This is a genomic window from Pseudomonas sp. No.21 (assembly GCF_054558415.1).
The window spans coordinates 100,780-120,669 of sequence record NZ_BAAJNO010000014.1; the positions used below are offsets into that span (position 1 = coordinate 100,780).

The following is a 19,890-nucleotide window of genomic DNA, read 5'->3' on the forward strand; positions in this document are numbered from 1 at the left end:
GGTGAGCTTCTTGCACAAGCCCTCCAGCGCGCATCCGCGCGTCAAAAGATTGAATGGGCGAGGGCTGTGTTTCGCCATTGCGTGAGGGTAGAGATTTGGATCGTTCGCAACTGATCGGCAACGTGCGCGGCAACTTCGCCAGCCTTTCCAGGGGCAACCTGGGGGTGCCGCTGCTGGTGCTGATCATGCTCGGCATGATGACGTTGCCGGTGCCGCCGTTCCTCCTGGACGTGTTCTTCACCTTCAACATCGCCCTCTCCATCGTGGTCCTGCTGGTCAGCGTCTATGCCCTGCGCCCGCTGGACTTCGCGGTCTTCCCCACCATCCTGCTGGTCTCGACCCTGCTGCGCCTGGCACTGAACGTGGCCTCCAGCCGCGTGGTGCTGCTCCACGGCCAGGACGGCCACGACGCCGCGGGCAAGGTGATCCAGGCCTTCGGTGAAGTGGTCATCGGCGGCAACTACGTGGTCGGTGCGGTGATCTTCGCCATCTTGATGATCATCAACTTCGTGGTGGTCACCAAGGGTGCCGGGCGTATCTCCGAGGTGAGTGCACGTTTCACCCTGGACGCCATGCCCGGCAAGCAGATGGCGATCGACGCCGATCTCAACGCCGGCATCATCGACCAGGTCGAGGCCAAGAAGCGCCGCGCCGAAGTCTCCCAGGAAGCCGACTTCTACGGCTCCATGGACGGTGCCAGCAAATTCGTCCGCGGCGACGCCATCGCCGGCCTGCTGATCCTGTTCATCAACCTGATCGGCGGCATGGCCATCGGCATCATCCAGCACGGCCTGACCTTCGGCGACGCCGGGCGCATCTACTCCCTGCTGACCATCGGTGACGGCCTGGTGGCGCAGATCCCCTCGCTGCTGCTGTCCACCGCCGCTGCGATCATGGTGACCCGCGTCTCCAGCTCCGAGGACATGGGCCAGCAGGTCAACCGCCAGATGTTCGCCTCGCCCAAGGCCCTGGCCGTCTCCGCCGCCATCCTCATCGCCATGGGCCTGGTCCCGGGCATGCCCCACGTGTCCTTCCTCGGCCTCGGCCTGATCGCCGCCGGCGGTGCCTGGTGGATCTGGCGCAAGGGGCAGAAGGAGAAGGAAGTGGCCGTCCAGGAAGCGCAGCGCCAGCAGGAACTGCTGCCGGCCCAGCGTGCTCCGGAGACCAAGGAGCTGGGCTGGGACGACGTCACCCCGGTGGACATGGTCGGCCTGGAGGTCGGCTACCGCCTGATCCCCCTGGTGGACCGCAACCAGGGTGGCCAGTTGCTCACCCGGATCAAGGGCGTGCGCAAGAAGCTGTCCCAGGAAATGGGCTTCCTCATGCCCTCGGTGCACATCCGCGACAACCTCGACCTGCTGCCCAACGCCTATCGCCTGACCCTGATGGGCGTCAGCGTGGCCGAGGCGGAGGTCTACCCGGACCGCGAGCTGGCGATCAACCCCGGACAGGTCTTCGGCACCCTCAATGGCATCGCCGCCAAGGATCCGGCGTTCGGCCTGGAGGCCGTTTGGATCGATGGCAGCCAGCGCGACCAGGCGCAATCCCTCGGCTACACGGTGGTGGACGCCAGCACCGTGGTCGCCACCCACCTCAACCAGATCCTGCACAAGCACGCCCACGAGCTGCTGGGGCACGAAGAAGTGCAGCAGCTCATGCAATTGCTGGCCAAGAGCTCGCCCAAGCTGGCCGAGGAGCTGGTGCCGGGCCTGGTGTCGCTGTCGACCCTGCTCAAGGTGCTGCAGGCGCTGCTGCAGGAGCAGGTACCGGTGCGCGACATCCGCACCATCGCCGAGGCCATCGCCAACGTGGCCCCGAAGAGTCAAGATCCCGCCGCTATGGTGGCGGCGGTTCGCGTGGCGCTCGCCCGTGCAATCGTGCAAAGCATTGTGGGACTAGAGCCGGAGCTGCCTGTGATCACCCTGGAGCCCAGGTTGGAACAGATATTGCTCAGTAGCATGCAGAAGGCCGGACAAGGCTCCGAGGATGGCATCCTCCTGGAGCCTGGCATGGCCGAGAAGCTGCAACGTTCCCTGGTGGAGGCGGCGCAGCGCCAGGAGATGCTCGGCAAGCAGGCCATCCTGCTGGTGGCCGGGCCGATCCGGGCGATGCTGTCGCGCTTCGCAAGGCTCGCCGTGCCAACCATGCACGTACTGGCCTACCAGGAAATACCGGACAACAAGCAGGTCACCATAGTCGCGACTGTGGGGCAGAACTAACCGAGGTCACAGGCCATGCAGGTCAAACGCTTCTTCGCTGCGGATATGCGCCAGGCCATGAAACTGGTGCGGGACGAACTGGGCGCGGATGCCTCCATCATCGGCACCCGTCGGGTCGCAGGTGGCGTGGAGATCACCGCCGCGCTCGACTATCCCATGCCGGCTCCCGCGCCGAGCAAGCCCAACCCGGCCCTCGAAGCCGAGCTGCGCCGCACCCAGGCCCGCATCGCCGAGGCCCACGCGGAGCTGAGCAACCGCGGTGGCCAGGCCGACGCCGGCAAGAACCGCCAGCTGATCGCCGACCGCTCGGAGCTGTCCCCGGAAAGCCTCGCCGCCGCCATGCGTTCGTCGCGCCTGGAGCGCCCGTCCGCCGCGCCGGTGGCCCCGTCTCCCGCCGCCGCTCCGGCCAGGCCCGCCGCACCGGCGGCCGCCGACCAGCGCAGCCTGGACGCCATGCGTTTCGAGCTCAATGGCCTGCGTGAGCTGATCGAAGTACAACTCGGCTCCATCGCCTGGGGCCAGATGCAGAGCCGCCGTCCGCAGCAGGCCGGCCTCTGGCGTCGCCTGCAGCGCATGGGCCTGTCCGCCGAACTGTCGCGGGCGCTGATGGAGCGCGTTGCCTCGGTCAAGGACCCGCGCCAGGCCTGGCGCATGGTCCTGGCCCACCTGGCCCACGCCATCCGCACCCCGCAGCAGGAGCCGCTGGAGGAGGGCGGGGTGATCGCCCTGGTCGGCCCCGCCGGCATGGGCAAGACCACCACCCTGGCCAAGCTGGCTGCGCGCTACGTGCTCAAGTACGGCGCCCAGCAGATCGCCCTGGTGAGCATGGACAGCTATCGCATCGGCGCCCAGGAGCAGCTCAAGACCCTCGGCCGCATCCTCAACGTCTCCGTGACCCACGTCGATCCGGGCCAGTCCCTGACCCAGGCCCTGGCGCCCCTGGCGCGCAAGCGCGTGGTGCTGATCGATACGGCAGGCCTGCCGGCAGCCGATCCTGCGCTTAAAATGCAGTTGGAAACGTTGGCCAGCAAAGGGGTCAAAGCCAGGAATTATCTGGTGCTGGCTGCAACCAGCCAGAGCCAAGTGCTAAAGGCGGCCTACCATAGTTACAAGCGCTGCGGTCTTTCCGGCTGCATCCTGACCAAGCTCGACGAAGCGGCGAGCCTGGGAGAGGTTTTAGGACTGGCTATCGGCCAGCATCTCCCGGTAGCCTATCTCGCCGATGGGCCCAGGATTCCGGACGACCTGCAGGTGCCCCGCAGCCACCAACTGGTGAGCCGTGCGGTCAGCCTGCAGACCCCGGAAGACCCCAGCGAAGAAGCCATGGCCGACCTCTTCGCCGGCCTGTACCAGAATCCGGCCCGCCGAGTCGGTTAGAACCCCAGCCACTCCGGATGAGTGGCACGAGCCCGCCAAGTGGCCCAGTCGACGTGAGACAAGGTGTAATAAATGGGTAGTTTGCATCCCGTACAGGTGATTGCTGTGACCGGCGGCAAGGGTGGCGTCGGCAAGACCAATGTGTCGGTGAACCTCTCGCTGGCCCTCGCCGACCTCGGTCGCCGGGTCATGCTGCTGGACGCCGACCTCGGCCTGGCCAACGTCGACGTGCTGCTCGGCCTCACCGCCAAGCGCACCCTCGCCGACGTGATCGCCGGCGAGTGCGACCTGCGCGACGTGCTGCTGCAGGGGCCGGGGGGTGTACGCATCGTGCCGGCCGCTTCCGGCACCCAGAGCATGGTGCAGCTTTCGCCCATGCAGCACGCCGGCCTGATCCAGGCCTTCAGCGAGATCAGCGACAACCTCGATGTGCTGGTGATCGACACCGCTGCCGGTATCGGCGATGCGGTGGTCAGCTTCGTGCGTGCGGCGCAGGAAGTGATAGTGGTCGTCTGCGACGAACCCACTTCCATCACCGACGCCTATGCTTTGATCAAGCTCCTCAACCGCGACTACGGCATGAGCCGTTTCCGCGTATTGGCCAACATGGCACACAGTCCACAGGAGGGTCGCAACCTCTTTGCTAAGCTGACAAAAGTGACTGATCGCTTCCTGGATGTGGCCTTGCAATACGTCGGTGCGGTGCCCTATGACGAGTCCGTACGCAAGGCCGTGCAGAAGCAGCGCGCGGTTTACGAAGCCTTCCCGCGCTCGAAGTGCGCCCTGGCGTTCAAGGCGATAGCCCAGAAGGTGGATAGCTGGCCCCTGCCGGCGAACCCACGCGGTCATCTGGAGTTCTTCGTCGAGCGCCTGGTGCAGCAACCGATCGCGGATTCGGCCATATGACACCCGCTAGTGGACTTCGTATGTACAACAAGGCACAGGCTAGGGATTCCCAGCACCAGCTGATCGAGCGCTACGCGCCGCTGGTCAAACGTATCGCCTACCACCTGCTGGGCCGCCTGCCGGCCAACGTGCAGGTGGAGGACCTGATGCAGGCCGGCATGATCGGCCTGCTCGAAGCCTCGAAGAAATACGATTCCAGCAAGGGCGCCAGTTTCGAGACCTACGCCGGCATCCGCATCCGCGGTGCCATGCTCGACGAAGTGAGGAAAGGGGACTGGGCACCACGTTCGGTCCACCGCAACACCCGGATGGTGAGCGATGCCATCCGGAAAATTGAGGCGAGAACCGGGCGAGACGCTAAAGATCAGGAAGTTGCGGCCGAACTTGGATTGAGTCTCGAAGATTACTACGGCATCCTGAGCGACACTTTGGGCAGTCGCCTGTTCAGCTTCGACGACCTGTTGCAGGACGGTGAGCATGGCGCGACGCACGAAGATACCGGAGTCACCCATCTCGAACCTTCGAATGATCTGGAAGACGAACGCTTCCAGGCGGCGCTGGCTGACGCCATCGCCAATCTGCCGGAACGAGAGCGCCTGGTACTGGCGCTGTATTACGACGAAGAGCTGAATTTGAAGGAAATCGGCGAAGTGCTGGGGGTCAGTGAATCGCGTGTGAGCCAGTTGCACAGCCAATGTGCTGCGCGTTTGCGGTCGCGGCTGGGCGAGTGGCGAGCACACTGATCGGCACGCCGGTTTTTCGATTGATCGACGCCCCCGTTATTCGGGGGCGTTTAGGACTGTACGGAGGTCGATTTGGACAAGAACATGAAAATCCTCATCGTGGACGATTTCTCGACGATGAGACGCATCATCAAGAACCTCCTGCGTGACTTGGGTTTCACCAATACCGCAGAGGCCGATGATGGCACCACCGCTCTACCCATGCTGCACAGTGGCAATTTCGATTTCCTGGTCACCGACTGGAACATGCCCGGCATGACCGGGATCGATCTGTTGCGCGCCGTGCGTGCCGACGAGCGCCTCAAGCACCTGCCGGTGCTGATGGTGACGGCCGAGGCCAAGCGTGACCAGATCATCGAAGCGGCCCAGGCCGGTGTGAATGGCTATGTGGTCAAGCCTTTCACCGCCCAGGTGCTCAAAGAGAAGATCGAGAAGATCTTCGAACGGGTCAACGGCTGATGCCAGTCGCGAGGACGCCATGGACCAGAAAGATTCCCAATCGGGAGACCTAGAGTCGACCCTGAAAAACCATGCGCGCGAGCTGGTCGAGACCCTTGAAAAAGGCAATTTCGGCGATGCCGTGCAACTCATCCATGAACTCAACAAGGTCCGTGACCGTGGGCTTTACCAGGAAGTCGGCAAGCTGACGCGCGAGCTGCACACCGCGATCGTCAACTTCCAGATCGACCCGCATCTGCCCCACGCCACCGAGGTCTCGCAGATCGCCGATGCCACCGATCGTCTCTCCTACGTGGTGAAGATGACGGAGAAGGCTGCCAACCGGACCATGGACCTGGTGGAGGAGAGCGCGCCGCTGCTCAACGGGTTGGGCGACGAAGCCCAGAGCCTGGGTGAGGAGTGGGGCCGCTTCATGCGTCGGGAAATTGGCGCGGATGCCTTCCGCGACCTGGCCAAGCGTATCGAGACCTTCCTTGCTCGCAGTCAACGCGACACCGAGCAGCTTTCGTCCAGAATGAACGACATCCTTCTCGCTCAGGACTACCAGGACCTGACGGGGCAGGTGATCAAGCGCGTTACCCAGTTGGTCACCGAAGTCGAGAGCAATCTGGTGAAACTGGTACTGATGGCCAGCGACGTCGATCGTTTCGCCGGCATCCAGCACGACCGTGCGGAGCTCGTGGCTGAAAAAGAAAAACAAAAAGAGCCTTCCAGGGGTGAAGGTCCGCAGATCAATGCCGATAAGCGTGATGATGTCGTGTCCGGTCAGGTCGATGTCGATGATCTGTTATCCAGCCTTGGATTCTAGGGAGCAACCGAATGAGCTTCGACGCCGATGAAGAAATCCTCCAGGACTTCCTGGTTGAGGCCGGCGAAATATTGGAGCAATTGTCCGAACAGCTGGTCGAGCTCGAGAGCCGTCCGGACGATATGGATCTGCTCAATGCCATTTTCCGCGGCTTCCACACGGTCAAGGGCGGTGCCGGTTTCCTCCAGCTGAATGCGCTGGTGGAGTGCTGCCACATCGCCGAGAACGTGTTCGACATCTTGCGCAAGGGTGAACGCCGCGTGACGGCGGAGCTCATGGACGTGGTCCTGCAGGCGCTGGACACCGTCAACGAGATGTTCAGCCAGGTGCGTGAGCGTGCCGAGCCGACGCCGGCCACCCCCGAACTGCTCGCCGCCCTGGCGCGGCTGGCCGAGCCGGGTGGCGACGACGAGGAATCGCCCGCTGCCGAGCCGGAGTACGAGCCCGAGCCTGAACCTGTCGCCGAGGCCGCTCCCGCTGTATCCGGCGACATCACCGACAGCGAGTTCGAGCAACTGCTGAACGTGCTCGACGCGCCAGCTGCCGAAAGCCCCGTATCGCCTGCCGCCGCCGCTGCCGGCAGCGACGAGATCAGCGACGACGAATTCGAAGCCTTGCTCGACCAGTTGCATGGCAAGGGCAAGTTCGTTGCCGAGCCGACGGAAGCCGCCGCGCCGGCGAAACCGGCCGCACCTGCGCCTGCCGCACCGGTTGCCGGTGGGGGCGACGAGATCAGCGACGACGAGTTCGAAGCGCTGCTCGACCAGTTGCACGGCAAGGGCAAGTTCGCTGCGACGGAAGCCGCTGCACCGGCTGCCGCCGCGCCCGCCCCGCAGGCGGCTGCACCCGGTGCCGGTGCCGGCGACAACATCACCGACGACGAATTCGAAGCGCTGCTCGATCAACTGCACGGCAAGGGCAAGTTCGTTGCCGAAGCTGCCGAGGTCGCGCCTGCCAAACCCGCTGCACCGGCCAAGCCCGCTGCCGCACCGGCCGCCAAGCCTGCTGCCGCCGCGAAGCCGGCGGCTCCGAAGGCCGCCGAGCCGCCCAAGCCGGCTGCCAAACCCGCAGCGGCGCCTGCACCGGCGGCGGCCGACAAGGCCGCGTCTCCCGCCAGCGAAGCCGAGACCACGGTGCGCGTGGACACCGCGCGCCTGGACGAGATCATGAACATGGTCGGCGAACTGGTGCTGGTGCGTAACCGCCTGGTGCGCCTGGGCCTCAACAGTGGCGACGAGTCCATGGCCAAGGCCGTGTCCAACCTCGACGTGGTCACCGCCGACCTGCAGACCGCCGTCATGAAGACGCGCATGCAGCCGATCAAGAAGGTCTTCGGCCGCTTCCCGCGCCTGGTCCGCGACCTGGCGCGCAACCTGAAGAAAGAGATCAACCTCGAGCTGGTGGGCGAGGAGACCGACCTCGACAAGAACCTGGTCGAAGCCCTGGCCGACCCGCTGGTCCACCTGGTGCGCAACGCCGTCGACCACGGTGTCGAGACGCCCGAGGAGCGCGAGGCCGCCGGCAAGCCGCGTACGGGCCGCGTGGTGCTCTCCGCCGAGCAGGAAGGCGACCACATCCTCCTGATGATCACCGACGACGGCAAGGGCATGGATGCCAACATCCTCCGCGCCAAGGCGGTGGAGAAGGGGTTGCTGGACAAGGACGCTGCCGACCGCCTGACCGATCTGGAGTGCTACAACCTGATCTTCGCCCCGGGCTTCTCGACCAAGACCGAGATTTCCGACGTGTCCGGCCGTGGTGTCGGCATGGACGTGGTGAAGACCAAGATTTCCCAGCTCAACGGCACGGTCAACGTGTTCTCGCAGAAGGGGCAGGGCTCGAAGATCGTCATCAAGGTGCCGCTGACCCTGGCGATCATGCCGACCCTGATGGTGATGCTGGCCAACCAGGCCTTCGCCTTCCCGCTGGTCAACGTCAACGAGATATTCCACCTCGACCTGTCGCGCACCAACGTGGTGGACGGCCAGGAAGTGGTGATAGTCCGCGACAAGGCACTGCCGCTGTTCTACCTCAAGCGTTGGCTGGTTCGCGATGCCGCCCATGAGGAACAGGGCGAAGGCCATGTGGTGATCCTTTCCGTGGGCACCCAGCGCATCGGCTTCGTGGTGGACCAGCTGGTCGGCCAGGAAGAGGTGGTGATCAAGCCCCTGGGCAAGATGCTCCAGGGTACGCCCGGCATGTCCGGCGCGACCATCACCGGTGATGGGCGCATCGCCCTGATTCTCGACGTGCCGAGCATGCTCAAGCGCTACGCGCGCCGCGGTTGATCGTTTAGGCGGCCCGTCGGGCCGCCTGTTAGGAGTGTTTATGGCAGTCAAGGTTCTGGTGGTTGATGACTCCGGGTTCTTCCGTCGTCGCGTTTCGGAGATTCTGTCCGCCGACCCCAATATCCAGGTGATCGGTACCGCCACCAATGGCCGCGAGGCCATCGACCAGGCGCTGGCGCTCAAGCCGGACGTGATCACCATGGACTACGAGATGCCGATGATGGACGGCATCACCGCAGTGCGGCACATCATGCAGCGCTGCCCGACCCCCGTGCTGATGTTCTCCTCCCTGACCCACGAAGGCGCCCGGGTGACCCTGGACGCCCTGGACGCGGGTGCTGTGGATTTCCTGCCGAAGAACTTCGAGGACATCTCGCGCAACCCCGACAAGGTCAAGCAACTGCTCTGCGAGAAGGTCCACAGCATCGCGCGTAGCAACCGTCGCTACAGCAGCTACAGCCCGGCTCCGGCTGCCCCGACGCCGTCGCCCAGCCACGCCGCACCCGCTCCGGCACCCTCGCGTCCCAGTGCCGGCGCTGCGCCTGCACCGGCTTCGGGCGCCGGTGGCGCTTCCAGCCCGAGCCCCAAGCGCAAGTCCTACAAGCTGGTGGCCATCGGTACATCGACTGGCGGCCCGGTGGCCCTGCAGCGGGTGCTGACCCAGCTGCCCGGCAACTTTCCGGCGCCCATCGTCCTGATCCAGCACATGCCGGCGGCCTTCACCAAGGCCTTTGCCGAGCGCCTCGACAAGCTCTGCCGGATATCCGTCAAGGAGGCCGAGGACGGTGATGTGCTGCGCCCCGGCCTGGCGCTGCTGGCGCCCGGGGGCAAGCAGATGATGGTGGACGGGCGCGGCACCGTGCGCATCCTCCCCGGCGATGAACGCCTGAACTACAAACCCTGCGTGGACATCACCTTCGGTTCCGCGGCCAAGGCCTATAACGACAAGGTCCTGGCGGTGGTGCTGACCGGCATGGGCGCCGATGGCCGGGAGGGCGCGCGTCTGCTCAAGCAGGGCGGCAGCCAGGTGTGGGCGCAGGATGAGGCCAGCTGCGTGATCTATGGCATGCCCATGGCCATCGTGAAGGCCAACCTGGCCGATGCCGTTTACGGGCTCGACGATATCGGCAGGCACATCGCCGAGGCGTGCCTGTAATGGAGAGCACGCTTCAATGGATGTACTGAGTCTCGTCGGGGTCATTCTCGCGCTCGTCGCGATCATCGGTGGCAACTACCTGGAAGGCGGGCACGCCGGGGCCCTGCTCAACGGCCCGGCGGCGCTGATCGTCATCGGCGGCACCCTGGGCGCGGCATTCCTGCAGACCCCCATGAGCGTGTTCAAGCGCTCCCTGGTCGTCATCCGCTGGATCATCTTCCCGCCGCAGATCGACCTCGCCGGTGGTATCAACCGCGTGGTCGGCTGGAGCATGGCGGCGCGCAAGGAAGGCCTCCTGGGACTCGAACCCATTGCCGATTCCGAGCCCGACGCCTATGCGCGCAAGGGCCTCCAGTTGCTGGTGGACGGCGCCGAGCCGGAGGCCATCCGCAGCATCCTCGAGGTGGACCTCTACACCCAGGAAGCCCGCGACTTCCAGGCCGCCAAGGTGTTCGAGAGCATGGGCGGCTACGCGCCGACCATCGGCATCATCGGCGCGGTGATGGGCCTGATCCACGTGATGGGCAACCTGGCCGATCCCAGCCAGCTGGGCGGCGGTATCGCGGTGGCCTTCGTCGCCACCATCTACGGCGTCGGCTTCGCCAACCTGCTGCTGCTGCCCATCGGCAACAAGCTCAAATCCATTGCCATGCGCCAGTCGCGCTACCGGGAAATGCTGCTCGAAGGCATCCTTTCCATCGGCGAGGGCGAGAACCCGCGCTCCATCGAGTTGAAGCTGCAAGGCTTCATGGATTGATGGAGGCGACATGGCCCGCAGACGTCATCAGGAAGAACACGAGAATCACGAGCGTTGGCTGGTCTCCTACGCCGACTTCATCACCCTGCTTTTCGCCTTCTTCGTGGTCATGTATTCCATCTCCTCGATCAACGAAGGCAAGTACAAGATCCTCTCGGAGAGCCTGACCGGGGTCTTCAACCAGCCGGATCGCTCGATCAAGCCGATCCCCGTGGGCGAGGAGCGCCCGCGCACCACCGAGTCCGACAAGTCCATGACCCAGGACTCCGGCAGCAGCGACGGCGACGCCAGCGATCCCCTGCGGGAGATCACCCGCAATATCAGCGATGCGTTCGGCGACCTGATCAAGGACGAGCAGATGACGGTTCGCGGCAACGAGCTGTGGGTGGAGATCGAGTTGAACTCCAGCCTGCTGTTCCCCAGCGGCGACGCCATTCCGGCCAACGAAGCCTTCACCATCATCGAAAAGGTCGCGAAGATCCTCGCCCCCTACGAAAACCCGGTGCACGTGGAAGGTTTCACCGATAACCTGCCGATCAGCACGGCGAACTATCCTTCCAACTGGGAGCTGTCTACGGCGCGGGCCGCGAGCATCGTGCGGATGTTGTCGATGGACGGTGTGAACCCGGCGCGATTGGCGGCGGTCGGCTATGGCGAGTTCCAGCCCGTAGCCGACAACGCGACGGCAGAAGGACGCGGGCGCAACCGGCGCGTGGTATTGGTGATTTCCCGCAATCTGGACGTGCGTCGCGCGGTGAGCGGCGTCGGCAGTGCCAACGCAAAACCTGATGGCGCCTTGCAGCGTGCTGGCACGCAACCTGCACCGTCGCCAGCAGCGAGCCCCTCTGCAGAGGGGGGCGTCAATTCCCCGTCGCCGGCCCCCGCAGGCGGACAATGATTCTCGGCAAGGCGGCGTTTCTGCCGGGAGGATGAAGAAGATGAGAGTTTGGGCGGTAGCCAATCAAAAGGGTGGTGTAGGCAAGACCACCTCGTCGATCGCACTGGCGGGCCTGCTGGCCGACGCCGGCAAACGTGTGGTCGTGGTCGACCTCGACCCCCACGGTTCGATGACCAGCTACTTCGGGCATGACCCGGACACCCTGGAGCACAGCTGCTTCGACCTGTTCCTGCACCAGGGCAACGTGCCGGATGGCCTGCCGCGCCAGTTGCTGCTGCAGACCAGTCATGAGCGCATCTCCCTGCTGCCTTCCAGTACCGCGCTGGCGACCCTGGAGCGCCAGTCTCCGGGGCAGAACGGCCTGGGCCTGGTGGTCGCCAAGAGCCTCGCGCAACTGTGGCAGGAGTTCGACCACGCCATCATCGACAGCCCGCCGCTGCTGGGCGTGCTGATGGTCAACGCCCTGGCTGCCAGCCAGCAACTGGTGATCCCGGTACAGACCGAGTTCCTCGCGGTGAAAGGCCTGGAGCGCATGGTCAGCACGCTGGCGATGATCAACCGCTCGCGCAAGCAGGCGCTGCCGTACACCATCGTCCCGACCCTGTTCGACCGCCGCACCCAGGCCTCCCTGAATACCCTGCGGGTGCTGCGCAATTCCTACCCCGAGCACCTGTGGCCGGCCTATATCCCGGTGGACACCCGCCTGCGCGATGCCAGCCGCGCCGGGGTCACGCCTTCGCAGTACGATTCCAACAGCCGTGGGGTGATCGCCTACCGTGCGCTGCTCAAGCATCTGCTCAGCCAGCAACTGGCCGCCCAGGTAGCCTGAAATGAGCGTCTATGCTGAATTGCATCCCTCAAGTCGCGCGGCCTTGCTGCCGATAGACTCTGGAGCCCACTCCTGCAGGTCCCATCAATGAGCCGTACCGTCGCCACCGCCACGAGGCCGCAGCTGGCCTTGCAGTCCTACCTCGATTCCCTGTTGCAGGAAGCGACGATCGAACTCGCCGACAGCATCACGCTGGACGAGTTCGAGGCAGCGGTGCTGGAGGAGCAGGTCCGTGATGCCCGGCTGATGACCGCCAAGCCGGTGATCGCGGCCGTGCCATCCCCTGCGCCCGTGGCGGCTCCTTCCGTGGTCGCCGCTGCGGTCGCAGCGCCAGCACCCGTGGCCAGGCCGGTGGTCGAGGCCGCGCCGTTGCGTACGCTGGTCGCGGCGCCGACCGAGCTGCGTACCGAGGCCATGCCCGCCGCACCTGTGGCGCCGGCCGCTCCGGTCGCTCCCGTTGCCCGCCCCAGCCTGGTCGAGCCGGTCGCCGAGCTCAAGGCAGTCAACGCGCCGCTGCTCGACAGCGAGCCGATGTCCTTCGACCAGCGTCCGAGCTGGGCCGAAGAGCCCTTCGAGTGCCTGCTGTTCGACGTGGCCGGCCTCACGCTCGCGGTCCCGTTGGTTTGCCTGGGCTCCATCTATCCCCTGGCCGGCCAGGAGCTGACCCCGCTGTTCGGCCAGCCCGACTGGTTCCTCGGCATCCTGCCGAGCCAGGCCGGCAACCTGAAAGTGCTCGACACCGCGCGCTGGGTCATGCCGGACCGGTATCGCGATGATTTCCGCGAAGGCTTGCAGTACGTTATCTCCGTCCAGGGCTACGAGTGGGGCCTGGCCGTGCACCAGGTGAGCCGCTCCATCCGCCTGGACCCGAGCGAGATCAAGTGGCGCACCCAGCGCACCCAGCGTCCCTGGCTCGCCGGTACCGTGATCGAACACATGTGCGCGCTGCTGGACGTCTCCGCGCTGGCTGAACTCATCGCCAGCGGTGCCGTCAAGAAGATGTCGCTCAACTGAATGCCGGCGCCTCGCACGAGCGTGGCGCCCAGGTTTGTAAAAAAGCGGGCAGAACCCGCGAACGCCGCCCCGGGCGGTTCTAGAAGAGGCTAGGGAACATGAAGAAATCGTCAGGGCAAGGTTCCGAAGATCCCATTCTGCAATGGGTGACTTTCCGCCTGGACAACGAGACCTACGGCATCAACGTGATGCAGGTCCAGGAAGTGCTGCGCTACACCGAGATCGCGCCGGTCCCGGGTGCCCCGAGCTACGTGCTGGGCATCATCAACCTGCGCGGTAACGTCGTCACCGTGATCGACACCCGCCAGCGCTTCGGCCTGGACTCGGCCTCGGTCACCGACAACACCCGCATCGTCATCATCGAGGCGGACAAGCAGGTGGTGGGCATCCTCGTCGACAGCGTCGCCGAAGTGGTCTACCTGCGTCAGTCCGAGGTCGAGACCGCGCCCAACGTGGGCAACGAGGAATCGGCCAAGTTCATCCAGGGCGTCTGCAACAAGAACGGCGAGCTGCTGATCCTGGTCGAGCTGGACAAGATGATGAGCGAGGAAGAGTGGTCGGAGCTGGAGAGCATCTGACGTGCTGACCGAAATCGCGCTGGCGATCCTGGCGATCGCCTGTGCAGCCCTCGCAGTCACCTGCGTGCGGCTGCAGAAGGGGCAGCGCCTGGCAGCCGAGGAGCAGACCCGGCGGGACGCCGTGCGCGATCAGCGGATCAAGGAGCTCGCCCGGCGGCTCGACGCCTACCTCAGCGGCAGCATCCGCATGGGGGAGGAGTTGCACGAGCTGCGCCGGGTGGTGGCGCCGCTGCCCGACAAGGTCAGCCAGATCGAGCAGCGCGATCCCAGCAGCCTGTCCTTCACCCAGGCCGCGCGCCTGGCAGGCATGGGCGCCAGCGTCGATGACCTCACCCATTCCTGCGGCCTCACCCAGGCCGAGGCCGAGCTGGTCAGCAAGCTGCAGCTCGCTCGCAAGCAGAAGCAGGGCTGAGCCCCGCTAACTCCCTCTCGCTCTAACCACCTCATCCCCTCTGAACCAATAGTTCCAAGGCCTGCTCCGGTCGCTGCCTAAGCTCAAGGCTCGGGTATCGATTCCGCGAGGTCCGCCATGCGACTTCTGCCGCTCCTGCTGTTGTGCGTCCTGCCGTTTGCCGTAGCCGAGGAAGCTCCCCTGAGCGTCAAGGGAGCGACCACGGTGAATGTGCTCCAGGCCAAGCGGCTGTATGACTACGGCGCCCTGTTCATCGATGTGCGGCCTTCGGCGGAATGGAGCTGGGGCCATGTGCATGGCGCCGTGCACCTGGACCTGGCCGATCGCTTCGCCGGCCTGGCGATGCCCCACTGGCCCCGGCACGTGCCGCTGGTGATCTATTGCGACAGCGACGTCTGCCCGAGAGGCGCCTTGGCGGCGCAGCTCGCGGTGAGCTGGGGCTACAAGCAGGTGTTCTACTTCCGCGATGGTTACTTCGCCTGGCAGTTGCTCGACTTCCCGCTGGGCAAGGGGGTGGAGGGCGAGGTGCTGGCGTTCAGCCCCTAGGGCCGCCCAGCAACGGCACTGCTGGGGTGACGTCGCGTTCGCCATCGGCGACGAAGCCTGCCGGGCACTTGCCCTTGAGGTACCAGGCGAAGGCGATGATCTCGGCGATGGTGCGATAGAGCGCCTCGGGAATGGCCTCGCCCAATTCCATGCGCGCCAGGAGGCGCACCAGCTCGGCGTTCTCGTAGATCGGCACTTCGTACTCCCGCGCGATGGCGAGGATCGCTTCCGCCAGTTCGTCGTCGCCCTTGGCGGTCAGGCTGGGGGCGGTGGCGCCGTCGTAGGAGAGGGCGATGGCCTGGCGTGGCTGCTTGGCCTGGGTCATTGCGGTGTGCTCCGGGTGAGCGGGAAGGGCAGGGCGTTCATGCGGTCTCGTCCACCCAGCGCTGCTGCAGGTTGGTGCGCGGGCCTTGTGGCGGTATGCCCTGGCGGCAGGCCAGCTCGCTGACTTCGAGGCCGGCGGACACCAGGCGCTCACGCAGGTTGGGCAATTCACCATCGATCAGGCTCGCGGTGCGCGCGCGCTCGGCCCAGAGCTGGCTGGAGATGGCGCCGCGCATCAGTTGTGCCTGTACCTGCAGCGGCCCCAGCGGCTCCATGTCGAAGGCCAGCTCGATGCGCCACAGGGTCTCCTTCTGTTCTTCCTTGCGCTTCTGCGGGGTCTGCTCCTGCTGCACCTTCACCTGCAGGGGCACGATGTCCTGGTTGTTGCGCATGGGCAGCTCCAGCTGCCAGGTGGTGAGCAGGTTGCCCTCGGGGGTCATCTGCGACTGGGCGAGGCTCGACAGCTGATGGGTTTGCAGGCGCGAGACGGCGGCGGCGGCCATCTTCAGCAGCAGCTCCAGGTCGCCTTCGCCCTCGGCCTGCTGCGCCAGGCGCGAGGGCAGGGGGAAGCTCAGGGCCTGTTGCCGGGCGCTGGCCTGGCCCAGGGAGCCCAGCGCGCTGCGGATGAAGGCCGGCAGGGCCTGGGCCATGGCGTTGCTGGCGCCGGCGGTGGGGAGCGCGGCCGGGCCGTTGGGCAGGTTGGGCAGCAATTGGGCGATCAGGCGCAGCAGGTTGCCCTTGATGTCCTGGCCAAGGGCTGCCCCATGGCCAGCCAGCAGGCGCGCCTCCAGCAGGGCGCCGCTGTTCTCCATGGCCTTGGCCAGCAGCTTGGCGTCACTGAGCTGAGAGGCGTCGGGCAGGCTCGCCAGCAGGCGGTCGACGCTGCCGCGCAGGTTGCTCGGGAGCGCGTCGCCCATGCCCTTGAGCGCCTGTACCAGGCCCTCCAGCGAACCCTGGCGGCTCTGCTGGGTAGCGAGCTGCTGGGTGAGGGCGAGCTGGTCGAGCTGGGCGGACAGGGGCAGGAACTGCAGGGACTGGCTGCTCTGCACCTGGGCGCTCAGCAGGCTGCCGATGGGCAGTGGCAGCGGGCCTTCCACCGCCATCTGGCGACCGGCCAGCGATGTGTTGATCAGGTTGATCAGGGAGCGATAGACGGTGCTGCGGGCCTCGGCCAGTTGCTCGCTGGAAACCACCTTGCCCTGTACCAGGGTGCCCACCGGCAACTGGTCCAGATCGATGCTGTCCAGTACGGCGGTGCCGCCGGGCTGCAGGGCCACCATCAGTCGGGTTTCCGAGACGGCGGTGACGTTGAGTAGGCTGCCCTGGGCCAGGGGACGGTTGCTGCTGGCTTCCACCGTGGCCTGCTGGCCGCCGTTCAGGGTGAGCTTGAGCAGCACCTGGAAGCTGTTCTGTGCGTTTTCCTTGACGCTGACCACTTCGGCGTCCGCGCTGTCACCCGCCGCGAGCAGTCCGCCGATCGGCTGCAGCAGCTTCACGGCGGCTTCCGCAACCGTCTGTACGGGGCGGCTGGCCGCCGGGGTGGCACTGATGGGGCGCGAGGAACTGATCTCGGTCATCAAGGGTAACAACCTGTTGAAAAGCCCCCTTCGGGGGCCGTGGTGGACATGTATAATGCCGCCCCGTCCGGGCCGGGCGCCGAATTCGCGCGCACCTGAGTATAGCGGCCGGCACCTCCATGACTTGAGTTCCCCCAGGGTATCCGTTGCCGTGACCAGTCCTTATCTCGAGACCCACGACCTCGCCTGCGAGCGCGACTGGCGGATGCTGTTCGAGCGGCTCGACCTGCGCCTGGGCCACGGCGAGATGCTGCAGGTGGCCGGCCCCAACGGCAGCGGCAAGACCAGCCTGCTGCGCCTGCTCTGCGGGCTGATGCAGCCGACCGCCGGCGAAGTACGGCTGAAGGGCGTGGCCCTGGCCGGGCAGCGCGGTGAACTCGCCCGCGAACTGCTGTGGATCGGGCATGCCGCCGGCATCAAGGGCCTGCTCAGCCCCGAGGAGAACCTCGCCTGGCTCTGCGCCCTGCACCAGCCGGCCAGCCGCGATGCCATCTGGCAGGCGCTGGAGGCGGTGGGCCTGCGCGGGTTCGAGGACGTCCCCTGCCATACCCTGTCCGCCGGCCAGCAGCGCCGCGTGGCCCTGGCGCGCCTGTACCTCGATGCGCCGCCGCTTTGGATCCTCGACGAACCCTTCACCGCCCTCGACAAGCAGGGCGTGGCGCAACTTGAGGAACACCTGGCCCAGCATTGCGATGCGGGTGGCCTGGTGGTCTTCACCACCCACCACAGCATGGCCCGCGTCCCCGCCGGCTACCGCGAACTCGACCTCGGGCGGCGTGCCGCATGATCCGTGTATTCGGCCTGGTGGTCGCCCGCGAAGCGCGCCTGCTGTTCCGCCGACCGGCGGAGCTGGCCAACCCCCTGGTGTTCTTCGCTATCGTCATCGCCTTGTTCCCCCTGGCCGTCGGTCCGGAGACGCAATTGTTGCAAAGCCTTTCTCCGGGGCTGGTCTGGGTCGCGGCCCTGTTGGCCGTCCTGCTCTCTCTGGACGGGCTTTTCCGCAGTGATTTCGAGGATGGATCGCTGGAACAGTGGGTCGTTTCGCCGCACCCCCTGCCGCTTCTGGTTTTGGCCAAGGTACTGGCACACTGGCTTTTTTCCGGGCTGGCACTGGTGCTGCTGGCGCCCTTGCTGGCGCTGATGCTGGGCCTGCCTGCGCGCTGCCTGCCGGTACTGCTCGGTTCGTTGCTGTTGGGTACGCCGGTGCTGAGCCTGCTCGGCGCGGTCGGCGCTGCCCTGACCGTTGGTCTCAAGCGCGGCGGGCTGTTGCTGGCGCTGTTGATTCTGCCGCTGTACATCCCGGTGCTGATCCTTGGCAGCGGGGCGATGCAAGCGGCCCTGCAAGGACTGCCGACGGTGGGCCACCTGTTGTGGCTGGCCTGCCTCACCGCCCTGGCGGTGACCCTGACTCCCTTTGCCATAGCCGCCGGCCTGTCCATCAGCGTCGGCGAATAAGAAACAGAGTTGCCTGATCATGAGAAAGCTGTTGAAAAACGTAGCGAGCGCAGCCGAGACAAGGCGAAAGCAGGCGAGGGCGCGGAGTTTAGTCGCCCTGAATGAGCAGCCCGAGCCTGCTTTCAACGCCGTATCGGCAAGCGCAGTAGTTTTGAGGCAGCTTTCATGAACTGGACCTGGTTCCACAAGCTGGGCTCGCCCAAATGGTTCTACGAGATCAGCGGTCGCTGGCTGCCCTGGTTCGCCTGGGCAGCGGGCATCCTGATCCTCGCCGGCCTGGTCTGGGGCCTGGCCTTCGCGCCGCCGGACTACCAGCAGGGCAACAGCTTCCGCATCATCTACATCCACGTGCCGGCCGCCTTCCTGGCGCAGTCCTGCTACGTGATGCTGGCGGTGTGCGGCGTGGTCGGCCTGGTGTGGAAGATGAAGCTGGCCGACGTCGCCCTGCAGGCCGCCGCGCCCATCGGCGCCTGGATGACCGCCATCGCGCTGCTCACCGGGGCCATCTGGGGCCGCCCGACCTGGGGCGCCTGGTGGGTGTGGGATGCCCGACTGACGTCGATGCTCATCCTCCTTTTCCTCTACTTCGGTGTCATTGCCCTGGGCCAGGCGATCAGCAATCGTGACAGCGCCGCCAAGGCCTGCGCGGTGCTGGCCATCGTCGGCGTTATCAACATCCCGATCATCAAGTACTCGGTGGAGTGGTGGAACACCCTGCACCAGCCGGCCACCTTCACCGTCACCGAGAAACCGGCCATGCCTGCCGAAATGTGGGTGCCGCTGCTGATCATGGTGCTGGGCTTCTACTGCTTCTTCGCCGCCGTGCTGATGCTGCGCATGCGCCTGGACGTGCTGCGCCGCGAGGCGCGGGCCAGCTGGGTCAAGGCGGAAGTGAAGGCACTGGTGGAGAAGGCATCGTGAATTTCGCAACGTTCGGCGAGTTCCTCGCCATGGGCCATCACGGCCTCTATGTCTGGACCGCCTACGGCATCAGCCTGGCGATCCTGATCCTCAACGTCGCGCTGCCGCTGATGGCGCGCCGTCGCTACCTGCAAGACGAGGCGCGCCGTTTGCGCCGGGAGGAGTCGAAGTGAATCCGGTCCGCAAGAAGCGCCTGTTCATCATCCTGGCCATCCTGGCCGGTGTGGGAGTCGCCGTGGCGCTGGCGTTGTCGGCGCTGCAACAGAACATCAACCTGTTCTACACCCCCACGCAGATCGCCAACGGCGAAGCGCCGAAGGACACCCGCATCCGCGCGGGCGGCATGGTGCGTGATGGCTCGGTGCAGCGCTCGCAGGATTCCCTGGAGGTGCAGTTCGTGGTCACCGACTTCGCCAAGGACGTGACCATCCGCTACCACGGCATCCTCCCGGACCTGTTCCGCGAGGGGCAGGGCATCGTCGCCCTGGGCAAGCTGGACGCCGAGGGCGTGCTGGTGGCCGATGAAGTGCTGGCCAAGCACGACGAGAAATACATGCCGCCGGAAGTGACCAAGGCGTTGAAAGAAAGCGGCCAGATGGCCCCCGCGAAGAAAGAGGGCTGAT

The 19,890-nt window shown here is 65.7% G+C and carries 22 protein-coding genes; 20 read left to right on the forward strand and 2 right to left on the reverse strand.

Translation table 11 applies throughout. From position 1 onward, the window contains the following. The first annotated feature begins 95 nt into the window (after window positions 1–95). From flhA to ACYJSS_RS25820, 15 genes are all read left to right on the forward strand, one after another. Window positions 96–2,219, forward strand: a complete 2,124-nt coding sequence (gene flhA, locus ACYJSS_RS25750) for a flagellar biosynthesis protein FlhA (RefSeq protein ID WP_111260874.1) — start codon at window positions 96–98, stop codon at window positions 2,217–2,219. A gap of 15 nt (window positions 2,220–2,234) precedes the next feature. Next, window positions 2,235–3,596, forward strand: a complete 1,362-nt coding sequence (gene flhF, locus ACYJSS_RS25755; RefSeq protein WP_111260873.1) for a flagellar biosynthesis protein FlhF — start codon at window positions 2,235–2,237, stop codon at window positions 3,594–3,596. Between the two features lie 72 nt (window positions 3,597–3,668). Further along, window positions 3,669–4,502 (forward strand): flagellar synthesis regulator FleN, encoded by an 834-nt coding sequence (gene fleN / locus ACYJSS_RS25760; protein WP_021220576.1) that lies wholly within the window; start codon window positions 3,669–3,671, stop codon window positions 4,500–4,502. Further along, a complete protein-coding gene (gene fliA, locus ACYJSS_RS25765; protein ID WP_031288164.1) occupies window positions 4,499–5,245 on the forward strand; it encodes an RNA polymerase sigma factor FliA in 747 nt (248 codons plus the stop codon). The genes fleN and fliA overlap by 4 nt, the downstream gene beginning before the upstream one ends. An 84-nt stretch (window positions 5,246–5,329) precedes the next feature. Then, window positions 5,330–5,704 carry a chemotaxis response regulator CheY gene (locus ACYJSS_RS25770; RefSeq protein ID WP_003083073.1) on the forward strand — a complete coding sequence of 125 codons (375 nt, stop codon included), beginning with the start codon at window positions 5,330–5,332 and terminating at the stop codon, window positions 5,702–5,704. Window positions 5,705–5,723: 19 nt separating this feature from the next. Further along, window positions 5,724–6,512 carry a protein phosphatase CheZ gene (locus tag ACYJSS_RS25775; RefSeq protein WP_111260872.1) on the forward strand — a complete coding sequence of 263 codons (789 nt, stop codon included), beginning with the start codon at window positions 5,724–5,726 and terminating at the stop codon, window positions 6,510–6,512. An 11-nt stretch (window positions 6,513–6,523) separates the two neighbouring features. Next, entirely contained in the window at window positions 6,524–8,800 is a 2,277-nt protein-coding gene (locus ACYJSS_RS25780; protein ID WP_236205880.1) for a chemotaxis protein CheA, read from the forward strand. A 40-nt stretch (window positions 8,801–8,840) separates the two neighbouring features. After that, the gene (locus ACYJSS_RS25785; protein WP_111260870.1) at window positions 8,841–9,956 is read left to right on the forward strand and encodes a protein-glutamate methylesterase/protein-glutamine glutaminase; all 1,116 of its coding nucleotides are present in this window, start codon (window positions 8,841–8,843) and stop codon (window positions 9,954–9,956) included. Window positions 9,957–9,972: 16 nt separating this feature from the next. Further along, a complete protein-coding gene (locus ACYJSS_RS25790; RefSeq protein WP_111260869.1) occupies window positions 9,973–10,713 on the forward strand; it encodes a flagellar motor protein in 741 nt (246 codons plus the stop codon). Window positions 10,714–10,723: 10 nt separating this feature from the next. Next, window positions 10,724–11,611: a flagellar motor protein MotD gene (motD, locus tag ACYJSS_RS25795; protein WP_111260868.1), complete on the forward strand. Its 888-nt coding sequence runs from the start codon at window positions 10,724–10,726 to the stop codon at window positions 11,609–11,611. A gap of 40 nt (window positions 11,612–11,651) precedes the next feature. Further along, the gene (locus ACYJSS_RS25800; protein ID WP_111260938.1) at window positions 11,652–12,440 is read left to right on the forward strand and encodes a ParA family protein; all 789 of its coding nucleotides are present in this window, start codon (window positions 11,652–11,654) and stop codon (window positions 12,438–12,440) included. 87 nt (window positions 12,441–12,527) lie between these two features. Further along, a complete protein-coding gene (locus tag ACYJSS_RS25805) occupies window positions 12,528–13,454 on the forward strand; it encodes a CheW domain-containing protein (RefSeq protein WP_111260867.1) in 927 nt (308 codons plus the stop codon). Between the two features lie 98 nt (window positions 13,455–13,552). Then, window positions 13,553–14,032, forward strand: a complete 480-nt coding sequence (locus tag ACYJSS_RS25810; RefSeq protein ID WP_021220567.1) for a chemotaxis protein CheW — start codon at window positions 13,553–13,555, stop codon at window positions 14,030–14,032. Window positions 14,033–14,036: 4 nt separating this feature from the next. After that, entirely contained in the window at window positions 14,037–14,444 is a 408-nt protein-coding gene (locus ACYJSS_RS25815; protein ID WP_111260937.1) for a DUF2802 domain-containing protein, read from the forward strand. 117 nt (window positions 14,445–14,561) lie between these two features. Continuing rightward, window positions 14,562–14,990, forward strand: coding sequence for a rhodanese-like domain-containing protein (locus ACYJSS_RS25820; RefSeq protein WP_111260866.1), 429 nt, complete (start codon window positions 14,562–14,564; stop codon window positions 14,988–14,990). Here ACYJSS_RS25820 and ACYJSS_RS25825 read toward each other — a convergent pair. Continuing rightward, entirely contained in the window at window positions 14,980–15,315 is a 336-nt protein-coding gene (locus ACYJSS_RS25825) for an EscU/YscU/HrcU family type III secretion system export apparatus switch protein (RefSeq protein ID WP_111260865.1), read from the reverse strand. The genes ACYJSS_RS25820 and ACYJSS_RS25825 overlap by 11 nt on opposite strands. 37 nt (window positions 15,316–15,352) lie before the next feature. Continuing rightward, window positions 15,353–16,891, reverse strand: a complete 1,539-nt coding sequence (fliK, locus tag ACYJSS_RS25830; RefSeq protein WP_236205881.1) for a flagellar hook-length control protein FliK — start codon at window positions 16,889–16,891, stop codon at window positions 15,353–15,355. 151 nt (window positions 16,892–17,042) lie between these two features. Between fliK and ccmA the strand changes: the two genes are divergently transcribed. The 5 genes from ccmA (at window position 17,043) to ccmE (ending at window position 19,889) form a co-directional block, all read left to right on the forward strand. Next, entirely contained in the window at window positions 17,043–17,678 is a 636-nt protein-coding gene (gene ccmA / locus ACYJSS_RS25835; protein WP_213625444.1) for a cytochrome c biogenesis heme-transporting ATPase CcmA, read from the forward strand. Further along, entirely contained in the window at window positions 17,675–18,346 is a 672-nt protein-coding gene (gene ccmB / locus ACYJSS_RS25840; protein ID WP_236205882.1) for a heme exporter protein CcmB, read from the forward strand. The genes ccmA and ccmB overlap by 4 nt, the downstream gene beginning before the upstream one ends. Window positions 18,347–18,511: 165 nt before the next feature. After that, window positions 18,512–19,267, forward strand: a complete 756-nt coding sequence (locus tag ACYJSS_RS25845; RefSeq protein ID WP_111260861.1) for a heme ABC transporter permease — start codon at window positions 18,512–18,514, stop codon at window positions 19,265–19,267. Beyond that, entirely contained in the window at window positions 19,264–19,440 is a 177-nt protein-coding gene (ccmD, locus tag ACYJSS_RS25850; RefSeq protein ID WP_111260860.1) for a heme exporter protein CcmD, read from the forward strand. The genes ACYJSS_RS25845 and ccmD overlap by 4 nt, the downstream gene beginning before the upstream one ends. After that, entirely contained in the window at window positions 19,437–19,889 is a 453-nt protein-coding gene (gene ccmE / locus ACYJSS_RS25855) for a cytochrome c maturation protein CcmE (protein ID WP_111260859.1), read from the forward strand. Before ccmD ends, ccmE begins: the two co-directional genes overlap by 4 nt. The last annotated feature ends 1 nt before the right edge of the window (window position 19,890 follow it).

Bases quoted from the DNA above. Each gene is read 5' to 3' on its own strand.
- ACYJSS_RS25805 (WP_111260867.1), top strand. From the start codon at position 12,528: ATGAGCCGTACCGTCGCCACCGCCACGAGGCCGCAGCTGGCCTTGCAG.
- ACYJSS_RS25820 (WP_111260866.1), top strand. From the start codon at position 14,562: ATGCGACTTCTGCCGCTCCTGCTGTTGTGCGTCCTGCCGTTTGCCGTA.
- ACYJSS_RS25810 (WP_021220567.1), top strand. From the start codon at position 13,553: ATGAAGAAATCGTCAGGGCAAGGTTCCGAAGATCCCATTCTGCAATGG.
- ACYJSS_RS25785 (WP_111260870.1), top strand. From the start codon at position 8,841: ATGGCAGTCAAGGTTCTGGTGGTTGATGACTCCGGGTTCTTCCGTCGT.
- ACYJSS_RS25800 (WP_111260938.1), top strand. From the start codon at position 11,652: ATGAGAGTTTGGGCGGTAGCCAATCAAAAGGGTGGTGTAGGCAAGACC.
- motD (WP_111260868.1), top strand. From the start codon at position 10,724: ATGGCCCGCAGACGTCATCAGGAAGAACACGAGAATCACGAGCGTTGG.
- ACYJSS_RS25780 (WP_236205880.1), top strand. From the start codon at position 6,524: ATGAGCTTCGACGCCGATGAAGAAATCCTCCAGGACTTCCTGGTTGAG.
- fliA (WP_031288164.1), top strand. From the start codon at position 4,499: ATGACACCCGCTAGTGGACTTCGTATGTACAACAAGGCACAGGCTAGG.
- ACYJSS_RS25825 (WP_111260865.1), bottom strand. From the start codon at position 15,315: ATGACCCAGGCCAAGCAGCCACGCCAGGCCATCGCCCTCTCCTACGAC.
- ACYJSS_RS25775 (WP_111260872.1), top strand. From the start codon at position 5,724: ATGGACCAGAAAGATTCCCAATCGGGAGACCTAGAGTCGACCCTGAAA.
- ccmB (WP_236205882.1), top strand. From the start codon at position 17,675: ATGATCCGTGTATTCGGCCTGGTGGTCGCCCGCGAAGCGCGCCTGCTG.
- ACYJSS_RS25790 (WP_111260869.1), top strand. From the start codon at position 9,973: ATGGATGTACTGAGTCTCGTCGGGGTCATTCTCGCGCTCGTCGCGATC.
- ACYJSS_RS25845 (WP_111260861.1), top strand. From the start codon at position 18,512: ATGAACTGGACCTGGTTCCACAAGCTGGGCTCGCCCAAATGGTTCTAC.
- ACYJSS_RS25770 (WP_003083073.1), top strand. From the start codon at position 5,330: ATGAAAATCCTCATCGTGGACGATTTCTCGACGATGAGACGCATCATC.
- fliK (WP_236205881.1), bottom strand. From the start codon at position 16,891: ATGACCGAGATCAGTTCCTCGCGCCCCATCAGTGCCACCCCGGCGGCC.
- fleN (WP_021220576.1), top strand. From the start codon at position 3,669: ATGGGTAGTTTGCATCCCGTACAGGTGATTGCTGTGACCGGCGGCAAG.
- flhF (WP_111260873.1), top strand. From the start codon at position 2,235: ATGCAGGTCAAACGCTTCTTCGCTGCGGATATGCGCCAGGCCATGAAA.